The following is a 23,662-nucleotide window of genomic DNA, read 5'->3' as shown; positions in this document are numbered from 1 at the left end:
ATGACAGTGAACGATATCAAAAAGACGGCCCTGGTGTCGCTGTGGTTCGTCTTTCTTACCTTTCCCATCATGGTGATTCGNGTAAATACCATCACCCAGACCGTGGTCTGGCGGTGGCATAACATGGCCTATATCGGCTTGGGAACCTTCCTGGGAGGACTCCTCTGGCGCTTTGCCCTTTCCCGGCGGAGCTTGGGGGTGAAGCCGAAGGTCGCAACCGGGGAGACCCCTGAATTGAGCGAGGCTCTCGCGGGACAGGGGGGGTGGAAGGAGAAACTTCTTCTCCTGACCCGGACCCCTTCGCTCCGCAAGGGAAGCCTGATGGCGATCCTGGCGGTGGCGGTTATCTTCCCTCTGGTGGGGTCCCTCTACCAGACGAATATCATGATCTCGGCCCTGATCTACGTGATGCTCGCCCTGGGGCTGAACATCGTCATCGGCCTGGGGAACATGCTCCATCTCGGGTATATTGCCTTCTTTGCTGTGGGGGCCTACACNTACGGATTGCTCCACCACTATTTCGGTTTGGGCTTCTGGCTCGCCCTTCCCCTGGGGGCGCTCTTCAGCATGGGTGCGGGAATTCTCCTGGCGCTCCCCGTGCTTCGGCTGCGGGGGGATTACCTGGCTATTGTTACCCTGGGGTTCGCCGAGATCGTGCGGATCGTGCTGAACAACGCCCGCGATCTCACGGGAGGGCCCGCCGGAATCAGCGGAATCGCCAGGCCCTCCTTTTTCGGCCTCACCATGAACCTCTCCCAGGTCTCGACCTATATCTACTACATCGTCCTCGCCATGGTCTGTCTTACGATCTTTGTGGTCTGGCGGTTCGAGAACTCCCGTCTTGGCCGGGCTCTGGTGGCCATGGGAGAGGACGAGATCGCTGCTGAGGCCATGGGGATCGACATCGCCCGGACAAAACTCACGGCCTTCGCCCTGGGGTCGCTCTGGGCAGGTGCTGCCGGGGTCATCTTCGCTTCGCGGACGGCCTTTATCAACCCCGCAAGCTTCACCGTCTGGCAATCGATCATCGTTCTCTCCTGCGTTGTGCTGGGAGGAATGGGGTCCATTCCCGGCGTTATCGTCGGGGCCTTGGGGCTCATTCTCATCCCCGAATATCTGAGGGCCTTCGCTGATTACCGGATGCTGATCTTTGGTGCGGTGCTGGTGGTGATGATGGTCTTTCGTCCCGGCGGACTGATCCAGAAAAAACGCCGGGCCTATACCTTTCACGGGGAGGCCCAGGAATGAGCCGAATTCTCGAAGTACAGAACATGACCATGGATTTTGGGGGCCTCCGCGCGGTGAACCGCGTGAATATCGAAATGCACCAGGGGGAGATCATCGCCCTGATCGGTCCCAACGGCGCGGGCAAGACAACCTTCTTCAATTGTGTCACCGGTGTGTACACTCCCACGGGAGGGGATGTGATGATCTGTCCCCCCGGGGGGGAGTTGCAATCGATCAAGGGAGCAAAGCCCAGCCGCATCTCCGCCAAGGGCCTGGCCAGAACCTTCCAGAATATTCGACTCTTTCCCAACATGACCGTCCTGGAGAACGTGATGATCGGGCGCCATAACCAGCTCAAGACGGGAATTGTGGGAGCTATTTTCCGCCCCCCCCGTACGCGGGCTGAGGAAGAACAGGTCCTTCACGACAGTTACGGAATCCTGGGAAAGCTGAATCTCGAACAGTATGCCAACGATCTTGCCCGGAATCTGCCCTATGGGGCCCAGAGGCGGCTCGAGATCGCCCGGGCGCTGGCGACGGAGCCCTTTCTGCTCCTGCTGGACGAGCCAGCAGCGGGAATGAACCCCCAGGAGACCAGGACTCTGGAGTCGCTGATACGCAAGATTCGCGATACCGAGAAGATCTCGATCTTTCTGATCGAGCACGACATGAGCCTTGTCATGTCTCTCTCGGAGCGAATCTACGTGATGGACTACGGACGGATGATCGCCACGGGAACTCCCGAGGAGGTCCGCAACGACCCGGCCGTGATCAAGGCATATCTGGGGGAGGACGTCAGTGCTTGAGCTTCGGAACATCAGTACCTACTACGGAAATATTCAGGCCCTCAAGGGAATCGACCTCACCATAGACCGGGGCGAGATCATCACTCTTATCGGTGCCAACGGGGCGGGGAAGTCCACAACTCTGATGTCCATCTCCGGGGTCGTGCCACCCCGGGACGGGGATATCCTCTTCGAGGGCGAGTCTCTCCTGGGGATGGACCCCGATCGCATCGTGGGGAAGGGTATATCCCAGGTCCCCGAAGGGCGGCGCATTTTTCCCCATCTCACGGTGCGGGAGAATATCGATATGGGAGCCCTGCTCCGGCGTGACCGTGAGGGGATAAAGCGTGACCTGGAGTACGTCTACTCGCTCTTTCCCATTCTTGCCGAACGTCGAGGTCAGGCTGGAGGAACCCTCTCGGGGGGGGAGCAGCAGATGCTCGCCATCTCCCGGGCAATTATGGCCCGGCCAAAATTGCTGCTCCTGGACGAGCCCAGTCTTGGGCTGGCTCCCCTGATCGTGCAGCAGATCTTCGAGATCATCAGCCAGATAAACAGCGAGAACGGAACGACGATCTTCCTGGTGGAGCAGAACGCGAACCAGGCACTGAAGGTCGCGCACCGGGGCTATGTGATGGAGAACGGCCGGATAACCCTGGCCGACGCGGCCTCGAGACTGCTGGAAAATCCCGAAGTAAAAGCCGCCTATCTTGGCGTATAACGGGTATAATAGGGGCAGGATGATGAACCATCGGTGGGTGGCCCCGGAGGGCATAGCAGGTCCCGATGGGCCAGCAAACCCGATGGCATAGCAAGCCCGTTGGCATAGCAAGGGAGAGCGTGAAATGCTTGTAAAGAACATCATGAGTCGGAATTTGTATGTGGCCCACCCCAAGACAGCGGTGACGGATGCACAGGAGACGATGCGCCGGGAAAACATCCATCACCTTCCCGTGATCGACGACCACACAAAGAAGCTTGTGGGCATCGTGAGTGAGAAGGACCTCCTCTACGCCTCACCCTCGCCGGCCTCGACGCTGGATGTCTACGAGATGACCCGGCTTCTCTCGAAGCTCTCCGTGGGGAGTGTGATGGCAAAGAAGGTGGTCTCGGCCCATCCCCAGGATCTGGTAGAGGATGCTGCCCGGAAGATGGTCGATCACGACATCGGGTGTCTCCCGATTGTGGACGAGGATAACTACCCCGTGGGCATCATCACCGAGTCCGACATGTTTCGCCTCTTTATCGACCTCTTCGGCACACGGGAGAAGGGGCTTCGGGCCACCCTGCGCATCCCCGAGGAGCCGGGGGAACTGGCAAAGCTCGGCAGCGATGTCTCTGAACACAACGGCAACATCGTCTCCATCGGAACCTGGCCGGGCGAACGGCCCACGGACGCACTCTGCATCATGAAGGTCACGGGTATGACCAGAGAGCAGTTCATTTCCTCCGTGGAGAAGCATATTCTTGAGGTGATCGACATTCGGGAAGTGTGATTTTCAATTTATTTTGCTGATAACCTTCAGTTAATGTCCCGGTATCTGTTATACTGAAGGTCAGGTATGAGAAATTTTCTGACCCATTTCTTGGGCCACAAGGTCGGCGCTGTTCGAGTAGTCCCCTTGGGGCTCAAGATCGTGGCAGTATTTGTAATATTTCTCCTGGTTTCCAACTTCACCACGAACTATCTCAATCTCATCCTCAACCGGGGTGAGCAGATCCGCCTTCTGAACCAGCTCCTGGTAAAAGACCTCAAGGAAATGCACGTCTTTGCCAACAACCAGCGGGAGATCTTCCTCTTTAATCCCGACGAGGAGGCGACTGTTTCCAACATGGCCGCCGCAGCGGAGCGGAATCACCGGGGTGAACGGTCGTTGAGTCTCGGTCTTGATTCCCGGGGAACCATTTTCTTCCTGGGGGGGGCTGTCGAGGAAAGACGGGCCTTCCCCGACGGAGCTGCCCTGGGTGAGATGACCGCTGCCCTCGCCAGGGGCGTCGAAGAGGGGACCCTGCGTTTCCGGTACGGGGATTACAGTTACTTCGGTGTCTACAAGTACAATCAGGCCTGGGATCTCTTTCAGATTCGGGCCGAGGAACTCACCGAGTTCTACGCAGATTCGGCCGAGATCTTCCGCAATGTTTCGGGGATCATTGTCCTGGTGACCCTGATCTTTGCCGTTGTGGGGATTCTGATCATCCGGCACATCCTGCGCTTTGTCCGGGTCATCACGGACAATATCATGAGGATGCACGAGGACCAGGCGCTCTCGCTCATGGAGCTGGAGGGGGCGCCCAACGACGATGTGACTTACCTGGGCATGGCCTTCAACTCCCTGGCGAACACCATCGATAATCTCATGACGATCTTCAAAAAGTTTGTGGCCCGCGATGTGGCTGCCAGGGCCTACCAGGAGCGGGAAATCCGGCTGGAAGGGGTAAAGCGGGATCTGACGATTCTCTTTACGGACATCAAGAACTTTACCTTCATGACCGAGGCTCTGGGGACGGATATTATCAAGCTTCTGAACATCCACTACGACCAGGCCATACATCACATCCACGAGGCGGGCGGTGACATCGGATCGATCATCGGGGATGCCCTGCTCGCGGTCTTTGGGACGGTTGAGTCCGATTCCACCCCGAAGAGCGTGCAGGCGCTCCAGGCTGCTTTCGAGGTGAACCGCGTGGCGGCCTCGTTGCGGAGGGAGATGCAGAAGCGCCGGGATCAGATTATGGACGAGCGGGGGTTCCTCACCCAGGAGGAGCAGTACGTTTACCGGGCAGTTCTCCTGGAGGTGGGGGTCGGTCTGGACGGCGGAATGGTCTTCTACGGGAATATCGGGAGCTACGAGCGCATGGTCAATACCGTTATCGGTGACAACGTAAACAGCGCGGCCCGCCTCGAGGGGCTGACCCGGTTCTACAAGGTGCCCGTGGTCTGTTCGGAATACGTGAAAGACGAGGTTCTGGCCTTCACCGACCGCTATACCTTCGTGGAGCTCGATCTTGTTCAGGTGAAGGGCAAGACCCAGGGCAAAAAGATTTTCTGGCCCATCGAGTCAAACTCCCTGGACGAGGAGTTTCGCCGGGGAATCGACCATTTTTCCGAGGCTCTGGAACTCTATTATCAGGGAGCCTGGCCCGAGGCCTTCTCGCGCTTTCAGGCCTCGTCGCTTCCCGTGGCAAATATCTTCAAGGAACGCATCTACGGCCGGGAAGCTCCGGAAGGTTGGGACGGCATATGGACAATGACAGAGAAATAGAGCAGGTCCACTCCCAGGCACAGATTCTGGCCAAGAGCAAGGAACGTTTTCTTCGGGATATCATGCGGGAGTTCCGCCAGGGCCAGGACCGGTACGATCTCGAGACGGAGTTTGCCAGGACAAAAAAGAATCGCAGCCTCGTGATCCCCCTCTCGATTCTCCTGTTGGTAGCGGTTTTCGCCCTGGTAGTGACCATGGTTACCCGGTTTATAGAGGAAACGAGTCTGGCAATTCCCGTAAATATCGACGATTTTGCCGATGTGAACCTGCGGGATCTCCTGGACGAGGCCCAGCGCTTGCAAAACCGCTACGACGGGACCCTGCGCGACCGAAACCGCCTGACCGAGGAACGGGACAGCAGGGTTCGTTCTGTCGAGCGGGGGCTCGAACGGGAACTCTCCCTGCTGGAGGACTCGGGTCTTCCGCTGCGGGAGCGGTCTCTCCGGGCGGCGCAGCTTCGGGGGGACGCCGAGGAGCAGATCCACCGGATCCAGGAAGAGTTTCTTCGGGCTGACCAGGAGCTTGCCCGGGAGCTCGAGGAGCTGGAGGCCGCCATCGCACAGTACGATAGTCGCCAGCTGGAGCGGGCCCGTGAGCAGGAGGAAGTCCTGAACAATCAGCAGCGGCTCTTCGAGATGGAGATGCAGCAGCTCCGCTCCCGTTACGACCAGGAGATCGAGCAGCTTCTGGCAAACCACCAGGCAGAACTTGAGACGATCGAGGCCCACCACAGGGAGGCTGTAGCTGCCCTGCGGGCCCGAAACCGGGAGAACGAGGCCTTCCTGCGGCGTCGCTTCGATCCCGATCTGTCGGAGGACCCCGTGGGACCGCTCCTGACGGTGCCTCTGGAGCCTCCCGGGGAGTGGGCCGCACCGGGTTCGTACAGGACCGTTCTGGCAGAGGCGGGGCTCGCTGGCCGCGGGGACCACGCAGCCTTTCTCGCCCGGCACGGAGAGCTCCGGACGATTCTGGAGCGACTCCAAAGCATTCCTTACGAGAACTCCCTCGCGCCCGCTCTGGTGCAGCTCGACCTCCGACTTCAGCACCTGGTGAGCGACTACGAGAGNGTCTGGCGTGGCCTGGGTGATCTGGCCGAGGAAAGGACCCTGGCTCTTGAACAAACCCGGGNGGTGCTGGCAGAACGGAAAGAGGATCTGGCGCGTCTCCAATACGCTCTGGACGAACTGAGCATGATTCAGGGAGAGAGCGGNTACATTCTCGATCCCAGGGATCCCGAGGCGATAGANGTCTACGTGCACCCCCTGGTTGCTCTTCCGCCCGATGCTCGGGGGTACGTCTTCCGTCGCGACGACGAGCTGGTGGGGCGGGTCCAGTTTTATGAACGACAGGGTCAGATCTGGGCGCGCAGCGACGACGAGGGGCTGCGTCCCTTTGATCGTATTCTGATCGATCTTCAGGGAGGGGAATAGCATGAGCCGTTGCAGAGGATCTTACCGGGTAGGGGCCTTTTGTCGGGCTGCAGCGTTCCTTCTCTTTCAGCTTTTCCTGCTGGATCACCTGNCGGCNCGGGAGGCCTTCCCCCTTCGGGAGGAGCTGGCGGCCCGGGGCTTTTCCGTTGAGTCCTTTCACCGCGACGGGCTCCGGGTTTCGGCGGAGCTGCGTCACCGCCAGGGGTTTCCCGTGGTGATCTCCTCTGCCTCGGGGGTTGGGTCGGACCAGGTAGAGCGCTTTCTCGGACTGCACGAGCTTCTGGAGGATCTGCCGGGGNTGCAGATAGGGAGAATCCGTCTCGCCCTGGAGGGGTCGCGAATGACGGCCGTGGTCTTGCCCCGTGAATATCGGCTACAGGGCGAGGATTACCTTGCCTATCTCCCCGGAGGCATGAGGTTTGTCTTTGAGGAAGCCTGGANCTACGATTTCAGGCTGCTCGTGGAGAGTTTCTCCCTGCGGGTTCAGGGGCAGTTTCTCACGGNCCGCCAGCTCTCCGAGCGTATCATCAGCGCCGTGGAGAACCCCGCCGGATACATCAGGAGTTCCGATCCGTACTATCTGGCCCAGCGTCTGGAGCAGCAGCAGCGGGTGCTGGAAGATCTCGGGCAGCGCCTCCAGGAGCAGACCCGGGCTCTGGAGGATCAACGGCAGGCCCAGGCCGCTGCCCTGGCCCAAACATCGGAGGAACTCACCCGGGCTTTTCGCGAAGCCCTCACCCTGATGGAGAACGAACTCGAGCGGGCCCGCCGGGGCGTGGTTCTTCTGGAGGGGCGTTCCCTCTTCGGTTCCCTGCGTGATCTCTCTCCCCAGGCTCTTGCGGCGGCCTTTGCGCTTCTGGGGAAAGAGCCGTCGCTGGACCCCGAGGAGTTGCGGGAGCGGGTAAACCGGACATTGCCCGAGGGGGTCGCTCCGCTTCACCGCCGCCACGCCGAGGCAGTTCTTGCCGTCTCTCGGGGAGAGCTTCCCGAGAGGTAGACAATCACCGCTTCTTTGTTGTATATATCGGGAAACGTGGTGTATGTATGGCCCGCCTGAGCGCCCCTTGCTCCTCTCGTCCGCGGGTCCAGAAGGAAAAACCAACCTGTTATATCTGTCGTTGTGCGTCAAAAGAGTATAACAGGGAGTACTATAAGGAAGAGTAACGCATGAATGAAGCAGTGAGAAAGATGCGCAACATCGGTATCAGCGCCCACATCGACAGCGGGAAGACAACACTATCCGAGCGCATTCTGTTTTTTTGTCAGAAGATTCACGCCCTTCACGAAGTTCGGGGAAAGGACGGGGTCGGTGCAACCATGGACTCCATGGAGCTCGAACGGGAGCGGGGAATCACCATTCAGTCCGCTGCCACCAACGTAACCTGGAAGGATCATACCATCAACCTGATCGATACCCCGGGCCACGTGGACTTCACTATCGAGGTGGAGCGGGCCCTGAGGGTTCTTGACGGGGCGATCCTGATCCTGGACTCCGTTGCGGGTGTCCAGTCCCAGTCGATTACCGTCGACCGGCAGCTGAAGCGCTATAGCGTGCCCCGCCTCGCCTTTGTGAACAAGTGCGACCGGACCGGTGCAGACCCCATCAAGGTCTGCGCTCAGTTGCGGGAGAAACTCGGGTTGAACGCGGTGATGGCTCAGTTGCCGATCGGTCTCGAGGACAAACACCAGGGTGTGATCGACCTCGTTAAAATGAAGGCGATCTATTTTGATGGAGATCACGGTGAGGTTCCCCGCTACGAGGATATTCCCGAAGATCTTCTTGCCCAGGCCGAGGAGTACCGGGAGGGGCTGCTCGACGCGGTCTCCATGTTCGACGAGGAGCTCATGGAAGCTGCCCTTGAGGGAACGGCCACGGAGGACCAGATCCACGCTGCCATCCGTCAGGGTGTACTCGCCAACGAACTCTGTCCCGTGTTTGTGGGGAGTGCCTACAAGAACAAGGGGGTTCAGGCTCTACTGGATGCAGTGATCGCCTACCTGCCCTCTCCTCCGGACATCACGAACCGCGCCCTGGATCTGGACAAGAACGAGGAAGAGTTTGTTACCCAGTCCGATGATACCATGCCCACCATTTCTCTGGCGTTCAAGCTCGAAGATGGTCAGTACGGACAGCTTACCTACATTCGTATCTATCAGGGAATGGTAAAAAAGGGTTCCGAGCTCTACAATGTTCGAACGCGGAAAAAGTTCAAGGTGGGGCGGCTGATCAGGATGCACGCCGACCACATGGACGACATCTCCGAAGCTGCAGCGGGGGATATCGTGGCCCTCTTCGGAATCGACTGCGCCTCGGGAGACACCTTCTGTGATCCCAGCCTCAACGTTTCCATGACCTCCATGTTTGTTCCGGAACCGGTGATCTCGCTCTCTCTCAAGCCCAAGGACAAGGCNTCNTCTGACCGGATGGGCAAGGCTCTGGGACGGTTCATCAAGGAAGATCCCACCTTCCGTAGCTACGTCGATGAAGAGAGCAACGAGACGATCATCCAGGGAATGGGTGAGCTTCATCTTGAGGTTTACGTTGAGCGAATGAAGCGGGAATACAAGGCCGACGTTGAGACGGGCATGCCCCAGGTGGCGTACCGCGAGACGATCTCTGCCCGGGGTGAGTTCGATTATACCCACAAGAAGCAGACCGGTGGTTCCGGTCAGTACGGTCGTGTGGCGGGCTACATCGAGCCACATCCCGAGGAGCACTACGAATTTATCAACCAGATCAAGGGAGGGGTGATTCCCAACGAGTATATCCCCTCGGTTGACAAGGGATTCAAGATCGCCATGGAGAAGGGGACCTATATCGGGTACCCCGTGGTAAATATCCGGGCTCTGATCAACGATGGAGCTACCCACGCCGTGGACTCCTCCGATCAGGCTTTCCAGACGGCGGGAATCGGAGCGTTCCGCTCGGCCTACGAGAAGGCAAAGCCCATCGCCCTGGAACCGGTCATGCGGGTTACCGTGGAAGGTCCCACGGAGTTTCAGGGAAATATCTTCGCGACCCTGAACCAGCGNCGCGGAATGATCATTTCTTCCAACGAGGACGGGATGTTCAGCGTGGTCGAGGCTGAGGTTCCCCTGGCAGAGATGTTTGGTTTCTCCACTATTTTGCGATCCCTCACGCAGGGAAAGGCCGAGTACACCATGGAATTTGCCAAATACGGAAAAGTACCGCAAAGTATAGCTGAAGAGTTGCGCGAACGGTACTTGAAGGCCAAGCGTGACGGGAATAAGTAGAAAGGAGAGACGCGGAATGGTCAAGGAAGAACTCATAAGGCGCAGTCCCCTGCGATTGCTGGAACGCTCCATTCATGGTGGATTGCAGGGTGGAGAGATCGGTGTCTTTGCCGCGCGCAAGGGGACCGGAAAGACGGCGTGTCTCGTCCATATTGCTACGGATCAGTTGCTGCAGGACCGGCACGTGATTCATGTTTCCTTTGCAGGACGGACCGACCATATCGTGACNTGGTACGAGGACATTTTCGGCGAGATTGCAAAGCGCCGGGAGTTGGAACACGCCATGGAGATCCACGATGGGGCGATCAGAAACCGCATGATCATGAACTTCAGTCAGGAAGGGGTCACGGTTCACCAGTTTCTCCGAAGTATCCGGGCTATTATCGATGACGGCCAGTTCAAGGCCGACGTGCTTGTGGTGGATGGCTACGATTTTTCCAAGGGTGAGCCCGAGACCCTGCGAGCTCTGAAGGAGTTCGCCGGGGAGAACGGTCTCGCTGTGTGGTTCAGCGCATCGATCCATCGCGAGGACAAACGGGTGGATGACCAGGGCGTGCCGATGGCCCTCTCTCCCTTTATCGATTCGATCGACGTGCTCATCACGCTCACCCCCGAGAAGGATCACGTGGGGCTGCGGCTGCTGAAAGACCACGGCGATTATAACCCCGAAGATCTCCACCTGGAGCTCGACAGCAAGACCCTGCTGATTCGCGAGGATCAGTAGGGGCCCCTGCCGGTCGGGAGCCCCCCACGGGGTATCGCGGCGGCAGGTCCTATCGTGACCGGGTGACACCCACCCGGTCGCAGTATTCCCCCACAGGACAGAGACTGCACCTGGGCGAGAGTGGCGTACAGATGCCCCGGCCGAACCCCACCAGCCACTGGTTCAGGGGTATCCAGAATCGTTTCGGAAGTGTCCCCATGAGGGCTCGCTCGGTCTCGTCGGGGGTCTTTTCCGCGACCCACCCCATTCTGTTGGAAATCCGGTGAACGTGAATATCGACGCAGATCGCGGGGATACCGAACCCCAGGGCCCGTACCAGGTTTGCCGTTTTTCGACCCACCCCGGGAAACTCCAGCAGTTCTCTCTCTGAGGAGGGGACGCGCCCGTGCCGGGTGCGGACAATAGTGGCTGCTATCTCCCTGATCTGCCTGCTCTTGGTCCGGTAAAACCCCGCAGGATACATCGCTTTTTCGATTTGTTCCGCTTCGAGGGAAGCGATCTCCTCGGGGGTGGTGGCTATCGCGAAGAGTCGTTCTGCGGCAGCGAAGGTCACTTCGTCGCGGGTCCGGAGGCTGATGATCGTGGCGAGCAGGACCCGGAAGGGGTCCGGGGGATCCGTCCAGGAGGCCACAGCGTTGACGCTGGCCTGGTACTGCTGAACCGCATCGCACCGGGCGATACGGTCCAGGATTTCCTCCCAGGGGACGTTCCTGCCGGGAGATTCATCCCCGCAGGGAGGAGGATGGCCGGGATTATTCGTCGTCGTCAAGGATATCGCCGGAGTCCTTGTCGTGGTCATCGGCGAGGTCATCGTCGGGGAGAATGTCTGCCGAGGTCTTGCCCCCGCCGGGAGCGTTCTCCTCGAGCTTGCGAAAGACCAGTTCCTCCACCTCGGCGGGCGAGAGATCAAGGGAGAAGGATACCTCGTCTACGAAGAGCTGGAGTGCGCTGTCGTAGAGCTTGCGCTCCATGATGGGGAGCTCCTTGACCTTTTTNCGCTGGTACAGGGTTCGTACCACCGAAGCGATNTCGTGTACCGACCCCTGNTTCAGGAGGTCCAGGTTCATCTGGTATCGCATCTTCCAGTCTGCCGGGATCGGCTCGAAATCCTCGGAGAACATGGTCAGGGCTTTTTCTGATTCTTCCCGGGGGACGATCGCCCTGATACCGAGCTGCTCTGCCCGGTCCACCGGGACCTTGACGGTCATGTCCGAGACAGGAATATAAATCACGTAATAGAGGACGTCCTCACCCTTGAAAGAAAGCTCCAGGATTTCCTGAATTGTGCCCACACCCTGTATAGGATAAACAACGTGCTGGCCGACTTCGAAGGTTGTTCCCTTCCCGTTGGTTTTGGCGCTCATGAGGCGGGAAGTATACCGAAATTTTCACGTCTGGTCAAAGACGTAGGGAGATCGGCCTGGCCGGAGAAGGGAAGCCGGGCGGAACAGCTGCGCAAGGAGGAACAGGCTGTCCCCAGGATCTGGATGCCCGGGTAGAGGCCGGTCTTACCTGCCCCCGGGTAGATCCCGGTCCCCTCCGGGGAGGGCGCGTACCAGCCCGGGGAGCGGGCGTTGTTCGACAAAGGCGAGGTACTTGAAGGGGTGCATGTCCAGCGGGTTGGGGTACCACCCCTCGATAATGTCCCGGTCGATCAGATTGACCGCCGGCGAGTGGCTCACGGGAAGGACCGTTCCTGTCTGAAGGAGTATCGCTTCGGCCTCGCTCATGATCTGGTACCGGGCGGTTCCCGTCAGGGCCAGGGAGTCNTCGATGAGCTGGTCGAAGCGAGGGTCGGAAAAGCCTGCGTCGTTCAGGCTGCTGTCGCTGACCCACATTTTGAGAAACGTCAGGGGGTCGGCAAAGTCTCCGATCCAGCTGATCATGGCCACGGTATAGGAGGGATCCCGCAGGGCATCGAAATACTCGGGATAGGGGGTGTACCGCAGGGAAACCCTTGTGGCCAGCGCGTCTTCCCAGGCCTGTTTCATGAGCTCTGCCACCCGGGTCGACTCGGGCCCCCGGGGAACGTGAATGGTTATCTCGGGCAGACCTTCGCCCCGGGGATGGCCCGCTTCTTTCAGGAGCTCCAGGGCCTGGGCGTGGTCAGGGCCGGTAATGCCCTCCTGAAAGGGGTAATGGGGGATCGCCGGGACCAGGCGCGACGAGGGCATGAAGTGGATCGCCGGGTCCCTGATTTTTTCCCAGGGAAGGAGCAGCGCCAGGGCTCTCCTGACCGAGGGGATGGAAAAGGGGAGTTCGTCGGACCGAAGGAAGTAATAGGTCGTGGCAAAGAGGGGGTTCACCACGATCGACGACGGGTAAGCCACGTTTGCCAGGGACATGCCGCTGGAAACCCAGTGAATCTCGCCGTCGTTGAATCGGGATGTCACCTCTTCGGGGGGATCGTCAACGAAGAGGAGCCGGAGACGGGGAATCTGCACGTTCCGGATATCCCAGTAGTGAGGGTTTTGCTCCAGGGTGATCTCCCCGGAGGTTCTGGTTACCATGCGGTAGGGGCCGTTCCCAAGAGCCTCTTCGGGGGCGGGGTCCTGGAGGGANCGTACCTGGGGGTGGAGCGGTACAAAGGCGTGATGAGCCAGGACGCGGATGAAATGAGGTGCCCGGGACCGGAGGCGAACCTCCAGGGTCTGGCTGTCCCGAGCGTGAATCCCTATCGAGTCGGGGGCGGTGGTGTGGCCCTGGCGGTAGTCCCGTACCCCGGCGATCACATCAAAGAGGAAGCTGTAGGGTCTGTCCCGGGCAGGATCGATCATGGCGAGCCAGGTGTCGCGGAAGTGCTCCGCCTCTACGGGGTCTCCGTTCCAGTAGCGGGCGTTGTCCCGGAGAAAAAAGGTGTAGGTCCTGCCGTCTTCGCTCACCTCCCAGCGTTCGGCCACAGCAGGGACCGGTTCCAGGGTGCGGGGATGGTATCCCGCGAGACCCTCGTAGAGCGCGGTGTAGACCTGGGCTTCCGTAGCGGTATAGCTGTTCAGNGGATTGAGTCCGATCGAGGTGGTGGCGAAGGCGGCCACGAGTTCCCGGTCGCGGGATGCGCCGGCCCTGGAAGAGATCACCCGGAGGAGGTCGTCGGGATCGGATCGATGCGGGGCTGGGTGCTGCAGGGGCTCCGTGGCAGGAAGGGGTGNTGCAGCCGAAGCGGGNNCTGNGGTGNAACCCGCCCCCCCGGCGGAGCCGGAAACTGCGGNAAGACAGGAGCCTTCGGCGGAGCCGGGAAAGAGAACGGCGAGGGCCAGAAACAAAACCGGGAAATACCTCTGTCCTGTGGTGCGTCTCATACTCCCATGATTATTCATACCTGGCCCGGACAGGCAAGACCTTCTCAGGTGACGGGGTTATTCGTTCCCTCCTCCGGGGGTGTTCCAGGGTTCTTCCGGGGATCTCGCCGGGGTGTGGGGGTGTAGTCGAAGATGTTGGGCATATCGGGGATCAGGGGCTCCACGGTCCGGTACAGTTCTTCCAGCTGNGGTTCGAGCTCCCCATACCGTGTTTCGCCCCGGGAGGTGCCGATCGCCTCCAGCCCCCGGACAAGTTGCGAAAGCTGGTCNGGNGTTCTNCCTCCCGCAATGGCCCCCTCGGCGCGGGGGCGGGAGCCTCCCAGGAGCCACCGGATTGCCACCGCTCCCGGGTGGAGGTCCCGGCAGCTGCAGATATCGAGGAAGGCCCTGTTGAATCGGTGGATGCTGTCCCAGAGAGGAGGACGAAAGAAGGCCGTTTCCTGGCGGTGGTCCCGGGGGTTCCACCGGGGTTGTGCCGGAAAGGGACGGGCCAGTATGCCCTGGGCCAGGGGGCTGTAGGCCACGCGGGGACACCGCAGGTGGGGCCAGAGGGCCTTTTCCGGTCTGCGCCAGAGGAGGTTATATCCTTCCTGAACCAGATCGGGCGGGCACTGGTTCAGAAGGAGGCGGTACTCCCTGCTTGTGATGTTGCACACGCCCGTGGAACGGATCAGCCCCTCCCGGGCGAGGTNCTGCAGCTCCTCCAGAGCGGCCGGGAGGCTCAGTCCCTCCCGGGGCCAGTGAATGTAGAAGATATCGATGTAGTCCGTTCCNAGGCGGCGCAGGGATCGCTCCAGGTGTTTTCGCAGCGCCCGGGGCTCCCTGATCACGGTCTTGCTGGCGATAACGAGGGATTCCCGCCGGGTTCGCAGGATTTCCCGGAAGGCCTGCCCCAGNAGTTGTTCGGCCCGGCCCGAACCGTAGGATTCGGCCGTGTCGAAGTGCCGGAACCCCAGATCCCAGGCGTGACGGAGCAGATCCTTGGCGGGGCCCGGGGGAAATTCTCCCCAGGCCGTTCCGCCCAGGGCCCAGGTTCCAAAGGCCAGGGGGAATCCGGCGGGGCCGGAAAAAACGGGCAGGTTCATAACAGTCTCCTATGGTGAACGTCCTGTCGTGCTCTGCTGTCGTGACAGGTGCCGTGACAGGTGTCGTGACAGGTGCCGTGCCGGATATCTTGCCCGAAGGGAGGAACAGGGGCAACCCCGGGTTTTCTCTTCCCGACAGCCCCTGGTTCAGAAAAATGCTGGCCCCTGCTGCTGACGGGGTGGTCCGATGGACCGGGGAGGTGTAAAATGGGTGAGGTATGGAATCGCTGATCACCCCGACCCACGTCTACCCCCCCGGGTACGGTCACAGCCCCCTTCCCTCGGATTATCGTCCCTGGGAAGCGGATATCCCCTTTCTCGAGGCCTGGGCGCGGGTTCGCAGGAACACCATGGTCGACCAGGCCCGTCTCTTTGAATTGTGGGAGCTTGTGGGGCAGCTCCCTCCCGATCTTCCGGGAGCGCTCCTGGAGGTGGGTGCCTGGAGGGGAGGCAGCGCGGGTATCATGGGATTGAGGCTGCTCCGGGAGGGCGATTCCCGGCCCCTGGTTGTGGCCGATACCTTCTGCGGTGTCGCCAAGGCAGGNCAGGAGGACCCCTATTATCGCGGTGGCGAGCACGGNGATACCTCTCTTGACAGGGTTCGTGCTTTTTTGCATGATCTGGGCCTGCCCGATTGTACGGTGCTGGCCGGGGTGTTCCCGGACGAAACAGCGCACCGCGTACCCTCTGCGGACATCGCCTTTTGCCATATCGATGTTGATGTCTACCAGTCCGCACGGGATGTNTTTGAGTGGGTCTGGCCCCGTATGCCTGCGGGAGGGATCGTGGTTTTCGACGACTACGGCTTTCTGGGGTGCGAGGGCGTAACCCGATACGTCCACACCCTGCGGGACCGCCCCGACGGGGTGGTTGTGGCCAATCTCAACGGACACGCGGTGGTTGTCAAAACGAGATGAAAGGCGACAGATTCCATGACAAACCGATTTCTCACGCTGTACCTGCTGGTANTGCTTCTGGGATGCAGNTCCACGGGAGGAGCTCCCGAGGGGAGTGATCCCGCCCGGGAAGCNCCGCGCTTCCGCTTCTTCTGGCAGAGTGATCCCCCGGAGCNNCAGAAGCCCCAGTCCTACGCCACCATTCATAATTTGCTTGAGACAGACCGACCCATGCTCGCCCTCTACCGGGAAGACGTAACCCACCAGGCGGTGACCGATTTCTTCGTCGATCTTACGGGAGACCCCTCCACGGCGCTGCCGATGCTCTACTACGCGGAACAGGCCGGACTCTCGCTCTCGCTGGTGTTCTCCCTGGTCTGGGTGGAGAGCCGCTTTTCCCCGGTGGCGGTAAACGAGAACGCCACCTCTATAGACAGGGGGTTGTTTCAGCTGAACTCCCTGACCTTCCGGCATCTCTCGGAGGAGGATTTTTTCGATATTCCCGTGAACACCTGGCACGGAATCGATTTTCTGCTCTGGTGTCTGGCCCATACGGATTCGGAATATCAGGCCGTTGCGGTCTATAACGCCGGGCTCACCCGGGTGCGGGCCGGTATGACCCCCGCATCCACACTGGTCTACGTAGAGCGAATCCGCGAATATCGCCGGTCCCTGGAGAAACGGTTCCGCCAGTATATCCTGAACGAGTTCCCCTTCGATACCGCCTGATGATAAACTGCTTCTACTATGGTTGTGGTACTGGAAAAAGGGGTCACCCCCCGCGAGAAGGAAGCGGTTCGTGCGTTCCTCACCGACCGGGGGTTTCAGGTCCGGGAAGTTGCCGGTGAGGAAGAGACAATTCTGGGCGCTGTTGGCAGCGGCCAGGTGGATCACCGCGAGGTGGAGATGCAGCCCGGTGTCGCCCGGGTCGTGCCGATTACAAAGCCCTACAAGCTCGCTTCGCGGGAGTTCAAGAAGGCCGATTCTGTCTTTTCCGTGGGTCCCGTCAAGATCGGGGGAAACCGCCTGGTGGTTATCGCCGGTCCCTGCGCGGTAGAGAGCCGCGAGCAAATCCTGGAGTGCGCCGACATCGTGGCCTCCTCGGGCGGTGTCATGCTCAGGGGGGGGGCCTTCAAACCCCGGACATCACCCTATTCCTTCCAGGGGCTGGGTGAGGAGGGCCTGCGCTACCTGAAGGAGGCTGGCGAGCGGTACGGTATGCCCGTGATCACCGAGATCGTCGCGTCCCACCAGGTGGAGGTCATGCGGGATTACGTCGATGTTTTCCAGATCGGGGCCCGGAACATGCAGAACTTCGAACTCCTGAAGGTTCTGGGTGCCGAGGGCCGGCCGGTGATGCTCAAGCGGGGCCTCTCTGCCACAATCGAGGAATGGTTGATGGCTGCGGAGTACCTNCTCGCTCACGGAGCGGAAGATATCATCCTCTGCGAACGGGGTATCCGGACCTTCGAGACCTATACCCGCAANAGNCTGGATATCTCCTCCATACCGGTGGTCAAGAAGCTGAGCCACCTTCCCGTGCTGGTCGACCCCAGCCACGCCACGGGTTTGCGCGATCAGGTTATTCCTGTAGGGCTNGCNGGGATCGCCGCCGGAGCTGACGGCCTCATCGTGGAGGTCCATCCCGATCCGCCCCGGGCCGCTTCCGACGGTCCCCAGACGCTGTACCCCGAGCAGTTCGAGAAGCTGCTCCGGGATATCGAGGTTCTTTCTCCCGTGGTGGAGCGGGAGGTTGCCCGGTTGCCCCGGAAATCGGTGAAACCCGCCCCAGAGCAGGGAACTGAGCCTGGCCGGAAGGCCCTTGACCAGGGCCCCCGAACCGTGGCGTTCCAGGGGTCAAAGGGCGCCTTCAGCGAGGCTGCGCTCCTGCGGTATTTCGGAGATGCTCCCCAGGGTGTCGAGCCGAGGAGTTTCCCTCACTTCAGGGATGTCTTCGAGGCGGTTCTCTCGGGAGAGGTCCACTTCGGGATCGTTCCCTTGGAGAACTCTCTCATGGGTTCGATTCACCAAAACTACGATCTTCTCCTGCAGTATCCCGATGTGACGATCGTGGGGGAGACCCAGATCAGGATCGAACACAGCCTGATCGGCACGCCNGATGCATCGATCGAGACGATCAGGAAGGTGATATCCCAGGGCCCGGGGATCGAACAGTGCCGGGATTTTCTGGACGCGCACCCCCACTGGACGGTGACGCCCTTCTTTGATACGGCGGGGTCCGTGGCGTACCTGCAGGAGTGCGGTGATCCCTCCCTCGCCGCGATCGCCAACGCCCGCACTGCCGATGTCTACGGTATGAAGGTGCTGCGGCAGGGGATNGAGAGCAACCCCCGCAACTATACCCGNTTTGCGATTCTTGTCCGGGAGGATCAGGCCGAGGGGGTGGCTGATGCAAATATGGCTACCGTCGTTTTTTCTACCCCCGACAAACCGGGGGCCCTGTATCAGTGCATGAAAGTTCTGGCCGAACGGCAGTTGAATCTGAAGAAGCTGGAGTCCCGGCCCCTTCTGGGGCAGCCCTGGCGGTATATGTTCTACGCCGACGTTGAGCTCTCGGGTGATCAGGAGCAGTTCGACCTGGCCATGAAGGAGCTGGACAGCGAGACCCACGATCTCCGGCTTCTGGGAACCTTCCGGGAAGCCCGGGGCTACGCCCGCTCCTGAGGATTGCGCCAATCGGGATGGTGCGGGTGCGTTCATCAGGAACTACGCCCGCTCCTGAGGATCGCGCCGGGAGTTCTTCCGGTTCGGGCCCGGCGAGGATGCCGGGCCTGAAGGATATCAGGCCTGGTCAGGAGATATGCCCAGTCGCTTGAGCTGCTGCTGCTCCTCGTACTTGGCGATGTACTCGTGGGTCTTCTTCCGGGTCCGCTGGAGCGTGTCTTTCAGGGATACCTGCTCGGAGGCGATTCCCCGCAGACGCTTCCGCTGTTCCCGGTCCAGCGAGGCCCGGATAAATGTGTCCAGGGACTCGCTCCGACGAAGGATAATCTGCATCTCCTGGATATCGCGGGTGACAAACTGAAGCAACTCTTCCTCGCTGCTCTCGGAGAGGCGGTTCCAGGCGTTGCCCGTCCGGGCCAGGAAGCCGTTGTAGAGGCGCGCGCGCCGGGAGAGGGCGTTCACAAATTCCTCGAAACGGATATCCTCCGATTTCCGCGTCTGGGTCTGTTCGTCCAGGTAGTCCACGGTATATACGTGGGTGGTGTCGTCCTTTCCCCTGATCCGGTCCCAGACCTGATGGAGAAACTCCTTGATACCCAGTTTTCTGCTCTGGAGGATGAGGGCGTTGTCGGTGAGTTTCTGGGCGATGGCCTCCAGGGGGGTGCTCGCTCCTGCCTGGGTACGGAGCGCTTCCAGGAGGGTGTCCCGCAGATCGGGGGCCTGTTGTTTCCGCCGCTCCTTCCGGTCCTGCTTCATCTGGAGGCTCGCCAGGAGCGCCTCCCTGGTGGCGGGGCCCGCGTCGGGGCTGTTCTCGGTGAGGATCTCCTGGATGAGTTCCTGCACGAAGGGTGCCTTTCCCATCTTCCGCTGCCAGGCGATTCTGATCTGTTTCAGGGCCTGGTCGGGGGCGGCGATGCTCTCGGCTATCCGGACCGAGGGAAGGACCTCCCGGCGGACCTCGAGCTTGTAGCTTTCCCGCTGGTAGGCTGTGAGCTGGCGCAGGATAGTGAGGGCCTTGCGACAGGCCTGGGAGAGGTGATCCTGGGCGTCGGCGACGATGCTTGCCGAGAGCTGATCCCCCGACCGTTTCAGTTTTGCAGCGTTTTCTCCGAGCCCCCGCGTGGTGGGTTGTGTAGCTGTCTCGCTCAGGCCCTCCCATTTTATGTATCGGGTAAAGCGGACCAGCATTTTCAGGCGCCGCAGGTCGATATATTCCAGGGAGAACTCGTAGTAATCGGTGAGGAAGATGAGCCGAGCCAGGTACTGATCCGATCGCACCGCCAGTTCCCGGTCCCGTTCGCTCTCCAGAAAGGGCTGGTCCGAGGGGACGTCCAGTTCGGAGATGCGTTCTTCGTAGTTGTAGGGGTCGGGCGTGATGAGGCCCTTCTTTTTGAAGGCCGTGTGAATCGCCTCGAAGTTGATGCGCATCTGCTGGTAGCATTGCTTGAGTTCCGGCAGGAGCGATTCTTCCAGGTCTCTTCGTCGGAGTTCCAGGAGTTCTGCCAGGGTTGTTTCAAACTGGTCCAGCTGGGTCATGGGCCAATCATACGGGAAGTTTGCCCTTCTCGACAAGCGATAGAGCTCCCCGAACGGTACCTCCCCTCAGGAGGGCAGGGTGAGAGGAGGGGAGGTATCGCCTGTGGGGGGGCTTGTTCTGGTGGCGCTGGCTGTGGTGGTGCTGTCAGCAGGGTGCAGTCTTGTCCCGGAGAGGGAGGTTTCTCTCCGGATTCCGGCTCTTCCCCCCTGGTACGAGTCAGGAGATATTCTCTGGAGACTCTCCTGGTGGGACGGAAGAAGTATCAGCCACAGGGAGATCTTCGTTTCATCGGAAGATGGTTCAGCCAGTCTGGCCGTGCCCCTCTCGGGAGCGGGGGCGATTCTCCCCGTGGTTACGGCGACGCCCGTTCTCGGTCCGGACCAGGGGCTGGAGCTGGCGTCCTTCGGGGGCTGGCTCCTTCCGGGGGATGATCGGGTTCTGCTGGACCGCCACCGTGGTGAGATATCGCTGGTGCTCCTGGATCTGGCACGGCAGGGGCTGGACCCTGCCCTGGTAAATGTGGAACGGCTGGAAGCGCTGGTTCGGGAACGGCTTCCCCGGTATCCGCGACGCCTCGACAGGGTTCGTCTGACGGACGCGTTGGGAGCGCAGCGGATGCACAGCCACCACGTGGCCAAGCGCTGGGCTCCGATGTATCAGGTACGTCTGCTCCGGGAATCGTCCCGGGGGGAAGGGTGGCAGGCGCGGCCCTGGATAACCGACGATCCCGCCGAGCCTCCCCTGGTGCCGGCTCCAGCGGGAGAGTACGAGCTCTTTTCCCTGGGGGTGCTTCCCGGTGAGGTGCGACACCTCTGGAGGTGGAGCTCCCGGGGCGGAACCCGGGAGCTCCTGGTGGTCTACAGGACCCACCAGGGTCAGGGATTTCATCGTCTGGTGGAGATCTCTCCGGGTGGAGAGGTTCTCCGGGAAGGGCCCTGAGGATTTCCCCGGGCCTTCCCGGAGGCCCGGGATCAGCGAACCACGAAGTTGACCAGTTTGTCGGGCACCACCACGACCTTGACCACTTCCTTGCCCTCGATGAACTCCTGAATTCGGGCGTTCTGGGCTGCACAGGTCTGGAGAGTCGCCTTGTCGGTTCCTGCCGGGACCTCCATGCGGGCCCGGACTTTGCCGTTGACCTGGAGGACCACCGTGATCTGCTCATCCTGGGTGAGGGCCTCGTCGTACTGGGGCCAGGGTGCCAGGGAAACGGGAGCGGGGTTCCCGATCATCTCCCAGAGTTCCTCGGCCAGGTGAGGCGCGTAGGGCGAGAGGAGCCGGATAAAGGGGTCCCACACCGACCGGGGCAGGGTCTTCTCCTTGTAGAGCTCGTTCACCAGGATCATCATCTGACTGATCGCGGTATTCAGGGCGAGCTCGTCCGTGTCGTGGGTAACTTTTCTGATCGTCTTGTGGAGCACCCGCAGGAGGTGCTCTCCCGGCTCGTCCTCTGTAACGGGTCGCTCCGTGAGGCGCCAGACCCGGTCCAGGAAGCGGTAGACTCCCACCAGCCCCTGGGTGGACCAGGGTTTTTCCTGCCGGAGGGGACCCATGAACATCTCGTAGATGCGCATGCTGTCGGCCCCGTAGCGGGCCACCACGTCGTCGGGGTTGATCACATTACCCAGACTCTTGGACATCTTGACGCCACCCTCGCCCAGAATCATTCCCTGGTTCACAAGGCGTGTAAANGGCTCGTCGCAACTGACAATCCCCAGATCGTAGAGAACCTTGTGCCAGAACCGGGCGTAGAGGAGATGGAGTACGGCGTGTTCGGCTCCGCCCACGTAGAGGTCTACGGGGAGCCAGTAGTCCAGTTTTTCCGGGTCTGCCAGGGCCTGTGCGTTGTGGGGATCGATGTACCGGAGGTGATACCAGCAACTGCCCGCCCACTGGGGCATGGTGTTGGTCTCGCGGCGTCCGGGGCGGCCGCTCCCGTCGGGGCACTCGCAGTTTACCCAGCTCTCCACCGCCGCCAGGGGGCTCTCGCCCGTTCCCGTGGGGGTGTATTTCTCGACCTCCGGCAGGGTCAGGGGTAATTGATCGTAGGGAACGGGGTAGTATTCTCCCTCGCATTCCACCAGGGGGATCGGCTCGCCCCAGTAGCGCTGGCGGCTGAAGATCCAGTCCCGGAGCTTGTAGTTAACTGTCTTTTCCCCAATCCCCTCTTCCTCGAGCCAGGCCGTGATTCTGGCCTTGGCGTCTTCCGTGGGGAGCCCGTCGAAGGCCCCGCTGTTCACGGAAAAGCCCGGTTCCGGCCGGGCTGCCTCCAGGGGTTCCCGGGGGTCTTCCTGGAGCGACCGGGCCACCACTTTTTTGATGGGCAGCTCGAAGCGGGTCGCGAAGGCCCAGTCCCGCTCGTCGTGACCGGGGACGGCCATGATCGCGCCGGTGCCGTAACTGATGAGGATATAGTCGGAGATCCAGATCGGGATCTGTTCCTGGTTGACGGGATTTATCGCGAAGGCGCCGGTGAAGACCCCGGTTTTTTCCCGGCTCAGCTCGGACCGCTCCAGATCGCTCTTCAGGCGTGTGGCGGCCACGTAGGCCTGAACCTGATCGGCCTGGGCGGAGGTGGTGATCTGCGGAACCAGGGGGTGTTCCGGGGCCAGGACCATATAGGTCGCCCCAAAGAGCGTGTCGGGCCGGGTCGTGTAGACCTCGATCCCCGAGAGGGCCGTTCCGCCCGGGACCGCGTCGGGAGCCAGGGGAAAGCGGACGTTTGCTCCCTCGGAGCGGCCGATCCAGTTTCTTTGCATCGCCTTGATCGATTCCGGCCAGTCCAGCGTGTCCAGCCCCTCCAGGAGCCGGTCGGCGTACTCCGTTATCCGGAGCATCCATTGCCGCAGGGGACGCCGTTCCACGGGATGGTTCCCCCGTTCGCTTCGGGGGCCGTCGGGGGTGGTCAGGACCTCCTCGTTGGCCAGAACCGTCCCGAGCTCCTCGCAGTACCACATGGGTATCTCTGCCACGTAGGCAAGCCCCTTCTCCCAGAGCTTGAGGAAGATCCATTGGGTCCAGTGATAGTAGTCTTCCTTGTGGGTCGATACTTCCCTGTCCCAGTCGTAGGAAAAGCCCAGATTCTTTATCTGTTCCCGGAAGCGGTCGATGTTCTCTTCCGTGGTCTTTCTGGGGTGCGTTCCCGTCTGGATCGCGTAGTTTTCAGCGGGCAGACCAAAGCTGTCAAACCCCATGGGATGGAGAACGTTAAAGCCCCGCATGCGCAGGAACCGGCAGTAGATATCGGTTGCGGTGTACCCCTCGGGGTGACCCACGTGTAGCCCCGCTGCGGAGGGGTAGGGAAACATGTCCAGCACGTACCGGCGTCGTTCCTTGGGAACCGAGGGATCTTCCACAGTCCGGAAGGTGCGGTTCTCCTCCCAATAACGCTGCCACTTTTTCTCGATCTCGGAGAAGGGGTATTTCTTCATGCCGGCATGGTACCCAAAGCTTCACAGGCCAGTCAATCGTGGCCT

16 protein-coding genes are annotated in these 23,662 nt (G+C 60.8%); 10 read left to right on the top strand and 6 right to left on the bottom strand.

Annotated elements, in window-relative coordinates:
* The 6 genes from B071_RS0113840 to fusA all read left to right on the top strand — a co-directional run bounded on the left by B071_RS0113840 (position 1) and on the right by fusA (position 9,960).
* Positions 1–1,248 carry an ABC transporter permease subunit gene (locus tag B071_RS0113840; RefSeq protein WP_018527665.1) on the top strand — a complete coding sequence of 416 codons (1,248 nt, stop codon included), beginning with the start codon at positions 1–3 and terminating at the stop codon, positions 1,246–1,248.
* Positions 1,245–2,033, top strand: coding sequence for an ABC transporter ATP-binding protein (locus tag B071_RS0113835; protein ID WP_018527664.1), 789 nt, complete (start codon positions 1,245–1,247; stop codon positions 2,031–2,033). Before B071_RS0113840 ends, B071_RS0113835 begins: the two co-directional genes overlap by 4 nt.
* A complete protein-coding gene (locus B071_RS0113830) occupies positions 2,026–2,733 on the top strand; it encodes an ABC transporter ATP-binding protein (protein WP_018527663.1) in 708 nt (235 codons plus the stop codon). The genes B071_RS0113835 and B071_RS0113830 overlap by 8 nt, the downstream gene beginning before the upstream one ends.
* A 124-nt stretch (positions 2,734–2,857) precedes the next feature.
* A complete protein-coding gene (locus tag B071_RS0113825) occupies positions 2,858–3,508 on the top strand; it encodes a CBS and ACT domain-containing protein (protein ID WP_018527662.1) in 651 nt (216 codons plus the stop codon).
* A 66-nt stretch (positions 3,509–3,574) separates the two neighbouring features.
* The gene (locus B071_RS0113820) at positions 3,575–5,275 is read left to right on the top strand and encodes an adenylate/guanylate cyclase domain-containing protein (RefSeq protein WP_018527661.1); all 1,701 of its coding nucleotides are present in this window, start codon (positions 3,575–3,577) and stop codon (positions 5,273–5,275) included.
* Positions 5,276–7,872: 2,597 nt separating this feature from the next.
* Positions 7,873–9,960 carry an elongation factor G gene (gene fusA / locus B071_RS0113805; RefSeq protein ID WP_018527658.1) on the top strand — a complete coding sequence of 696 codons (2,088 nt, stop codon included), beginning with the start codon at positions 7,873–7,875 and terminating at the stop codon, positions 9,958–9,960.
* Positions 9,961–10,733: 773 nt separating this feature from the next.
* Here the strand turns inward: fusA and B071_RS0113795 are convergent.
* From B071_RS0113795 to B071_RS18745, 4 genes are all read right to left on the bottom strand, one after another.
* Positions 10,734–11,453: an endonuclease III domain-containing protein gene (locus tag B071_RS0113795; protein ID WP_018527656.1), complete on the bottom strand. Its 720-nt coding sequence runs from the start codon at positions 11,451–11,453 to the stop codon at positions 10,734–10,736.
* Positions 11,437–12,048, bottom strand: a complete 612-nt coding sequence (locus tag B071_RS0113790; RefSeq protein WP_018527655.1) for a CarD family transcriptional regulator — start codon at positions 12,046–12,048, stop codon at positions 11,437–11,439. Before B071_RS0113790 ends, B071_RS0113795 begins: the two co-directional genes overlap by 17 nt.
* 144 nt (positions 12,049–12,192) lie before the next feature.
* Positions 12,193–13,983: a peptide ABC transporter substrate-binding protein gene (locus B071_RS17860; RefSeq protein WP_438829734.1), complete on the bottom strand. Its 1,791-nt coding sequence runs from the start codon at positions 13,981–13,983 to the stop codon at positions 12,193–12,195.
* 44 nt (positions 13,984–14,027) lie between these two features.
* Complete coding sequence (locus B071_RS18745) at positions 14,028–15,068, bottom strand: aldo/keto reductase (protein ID WP_018527653.1); 1,041 nt, start codon at positions 15,066–15,068, stop codon at positions 14,028–14,030.
* A gap of 218 nt (positions 15,069–15,286) precedes the next feature.
* On the opposite strand from B071_RS18745, the gene B071_RS17850 reads away from it, so the two are divergent.
* The 3 genes from B071_RS17850 to aroF all read left to right on the top strand — a co-directional run bounded on the left by B071_RS17850 (position 15,287) and on the right by aroF (position 18,649).
* Positions 15,287–15,985: a TylF/MycF/NovP-related O-methyltransferase gene (locus B071_RS17850; protein WP_018527651.1), complete on the top strand. Its 699-nt coding sequence runs from the start codon at positions 15,287–15,289 to the stop codon at positions 15,983–15,985.
* Positions 15,986–16,000: 15 nt separating this feature from the next.
* A complete protein-coding gene (locus tag B071_RS17845) occupies positions 16,001–16,693 on the top strand; it encodes a lytic transglycosylase domain-containing protein (RefSeq protein WP_018527650.1) in 693 nt (230 codons plus the stop codon).
* Positions 16,694–16,711: 18 nt separating this feature from the next.
* On the top strand, positions 16,712–18,649 hold the full coding sequence (gene aroF / locus B071_RS0113760; protein WP_018527649.1) for a 3-deoxy-7-phosphoheptulonate synthase: 1,938 nt from the start codon (positions 16,712–16,714) through the stop codon (positions 18,647–18,649).
* A gap of 117 nt (positions 18,650–18,766) precedes the next feature.
* Here the strand turns inward: aroF and B071_RS0113755 are convergent, their stop codons facing one another.
* Positions 18,767–20,185: a TP0584 family protein gene (locus B071_RS0113755; RefSeq protein WP_018527648.1), complete on the bottom strand. Its 1,419-nt coding sequence runs from the start codon at positions 20,183–20,185 to the stop codon at positions 18,767–18,769.
* Between the two features lie 79 nt (positions 20,186–20,264).
* On the opposite strand from B071_RS0113755, the gene B071_RS0113750 reads away from it, so the two are divergent.
* Positions 20,265–21,125: a hypothetical protein gene (locus B071_RS0113750; RefSeq protein WP_018527647.1), complete on the top strand. Its 861-nt coding sequence runs from the start codon at positions 20,265–20,267 to the stop codon at positions 21,123–21,125.
* Between the two features lie 32 nt (positions 21,126–21,157).
* Here the strand turns inward: B071_RS0113750 and leuS are convergent, their stop codons facing one another.
* Positions 21,158–23,617: a leucine--tRNA ligase gene (gene leuS / locus B071_RS0113745; protein ID WP_018527646.1), complete on the bottom strand. Its 2,460-nt coding sequence runs from the start codon at positions 23,615–23,617 to the stop codon at positions 21,158–21,160.
* Positions 23,618–23,662 lie beyond the last annotated feature (45 nt).

It is taken from the genome of Alkalispirochaeta alkalica DSM 8900 (genome assembly GCF_000373545.1).
Lineage (GTDB): Bacteria > Spirochaetota > Spirochaetia > DSM-27196 > Alkalispirochaetaceae > Alkalispirochaeta > Alkalispirochaeta alkalica.
This window is presented reverse-complemented; position numbering and strand designations above follow the sequence as displayed.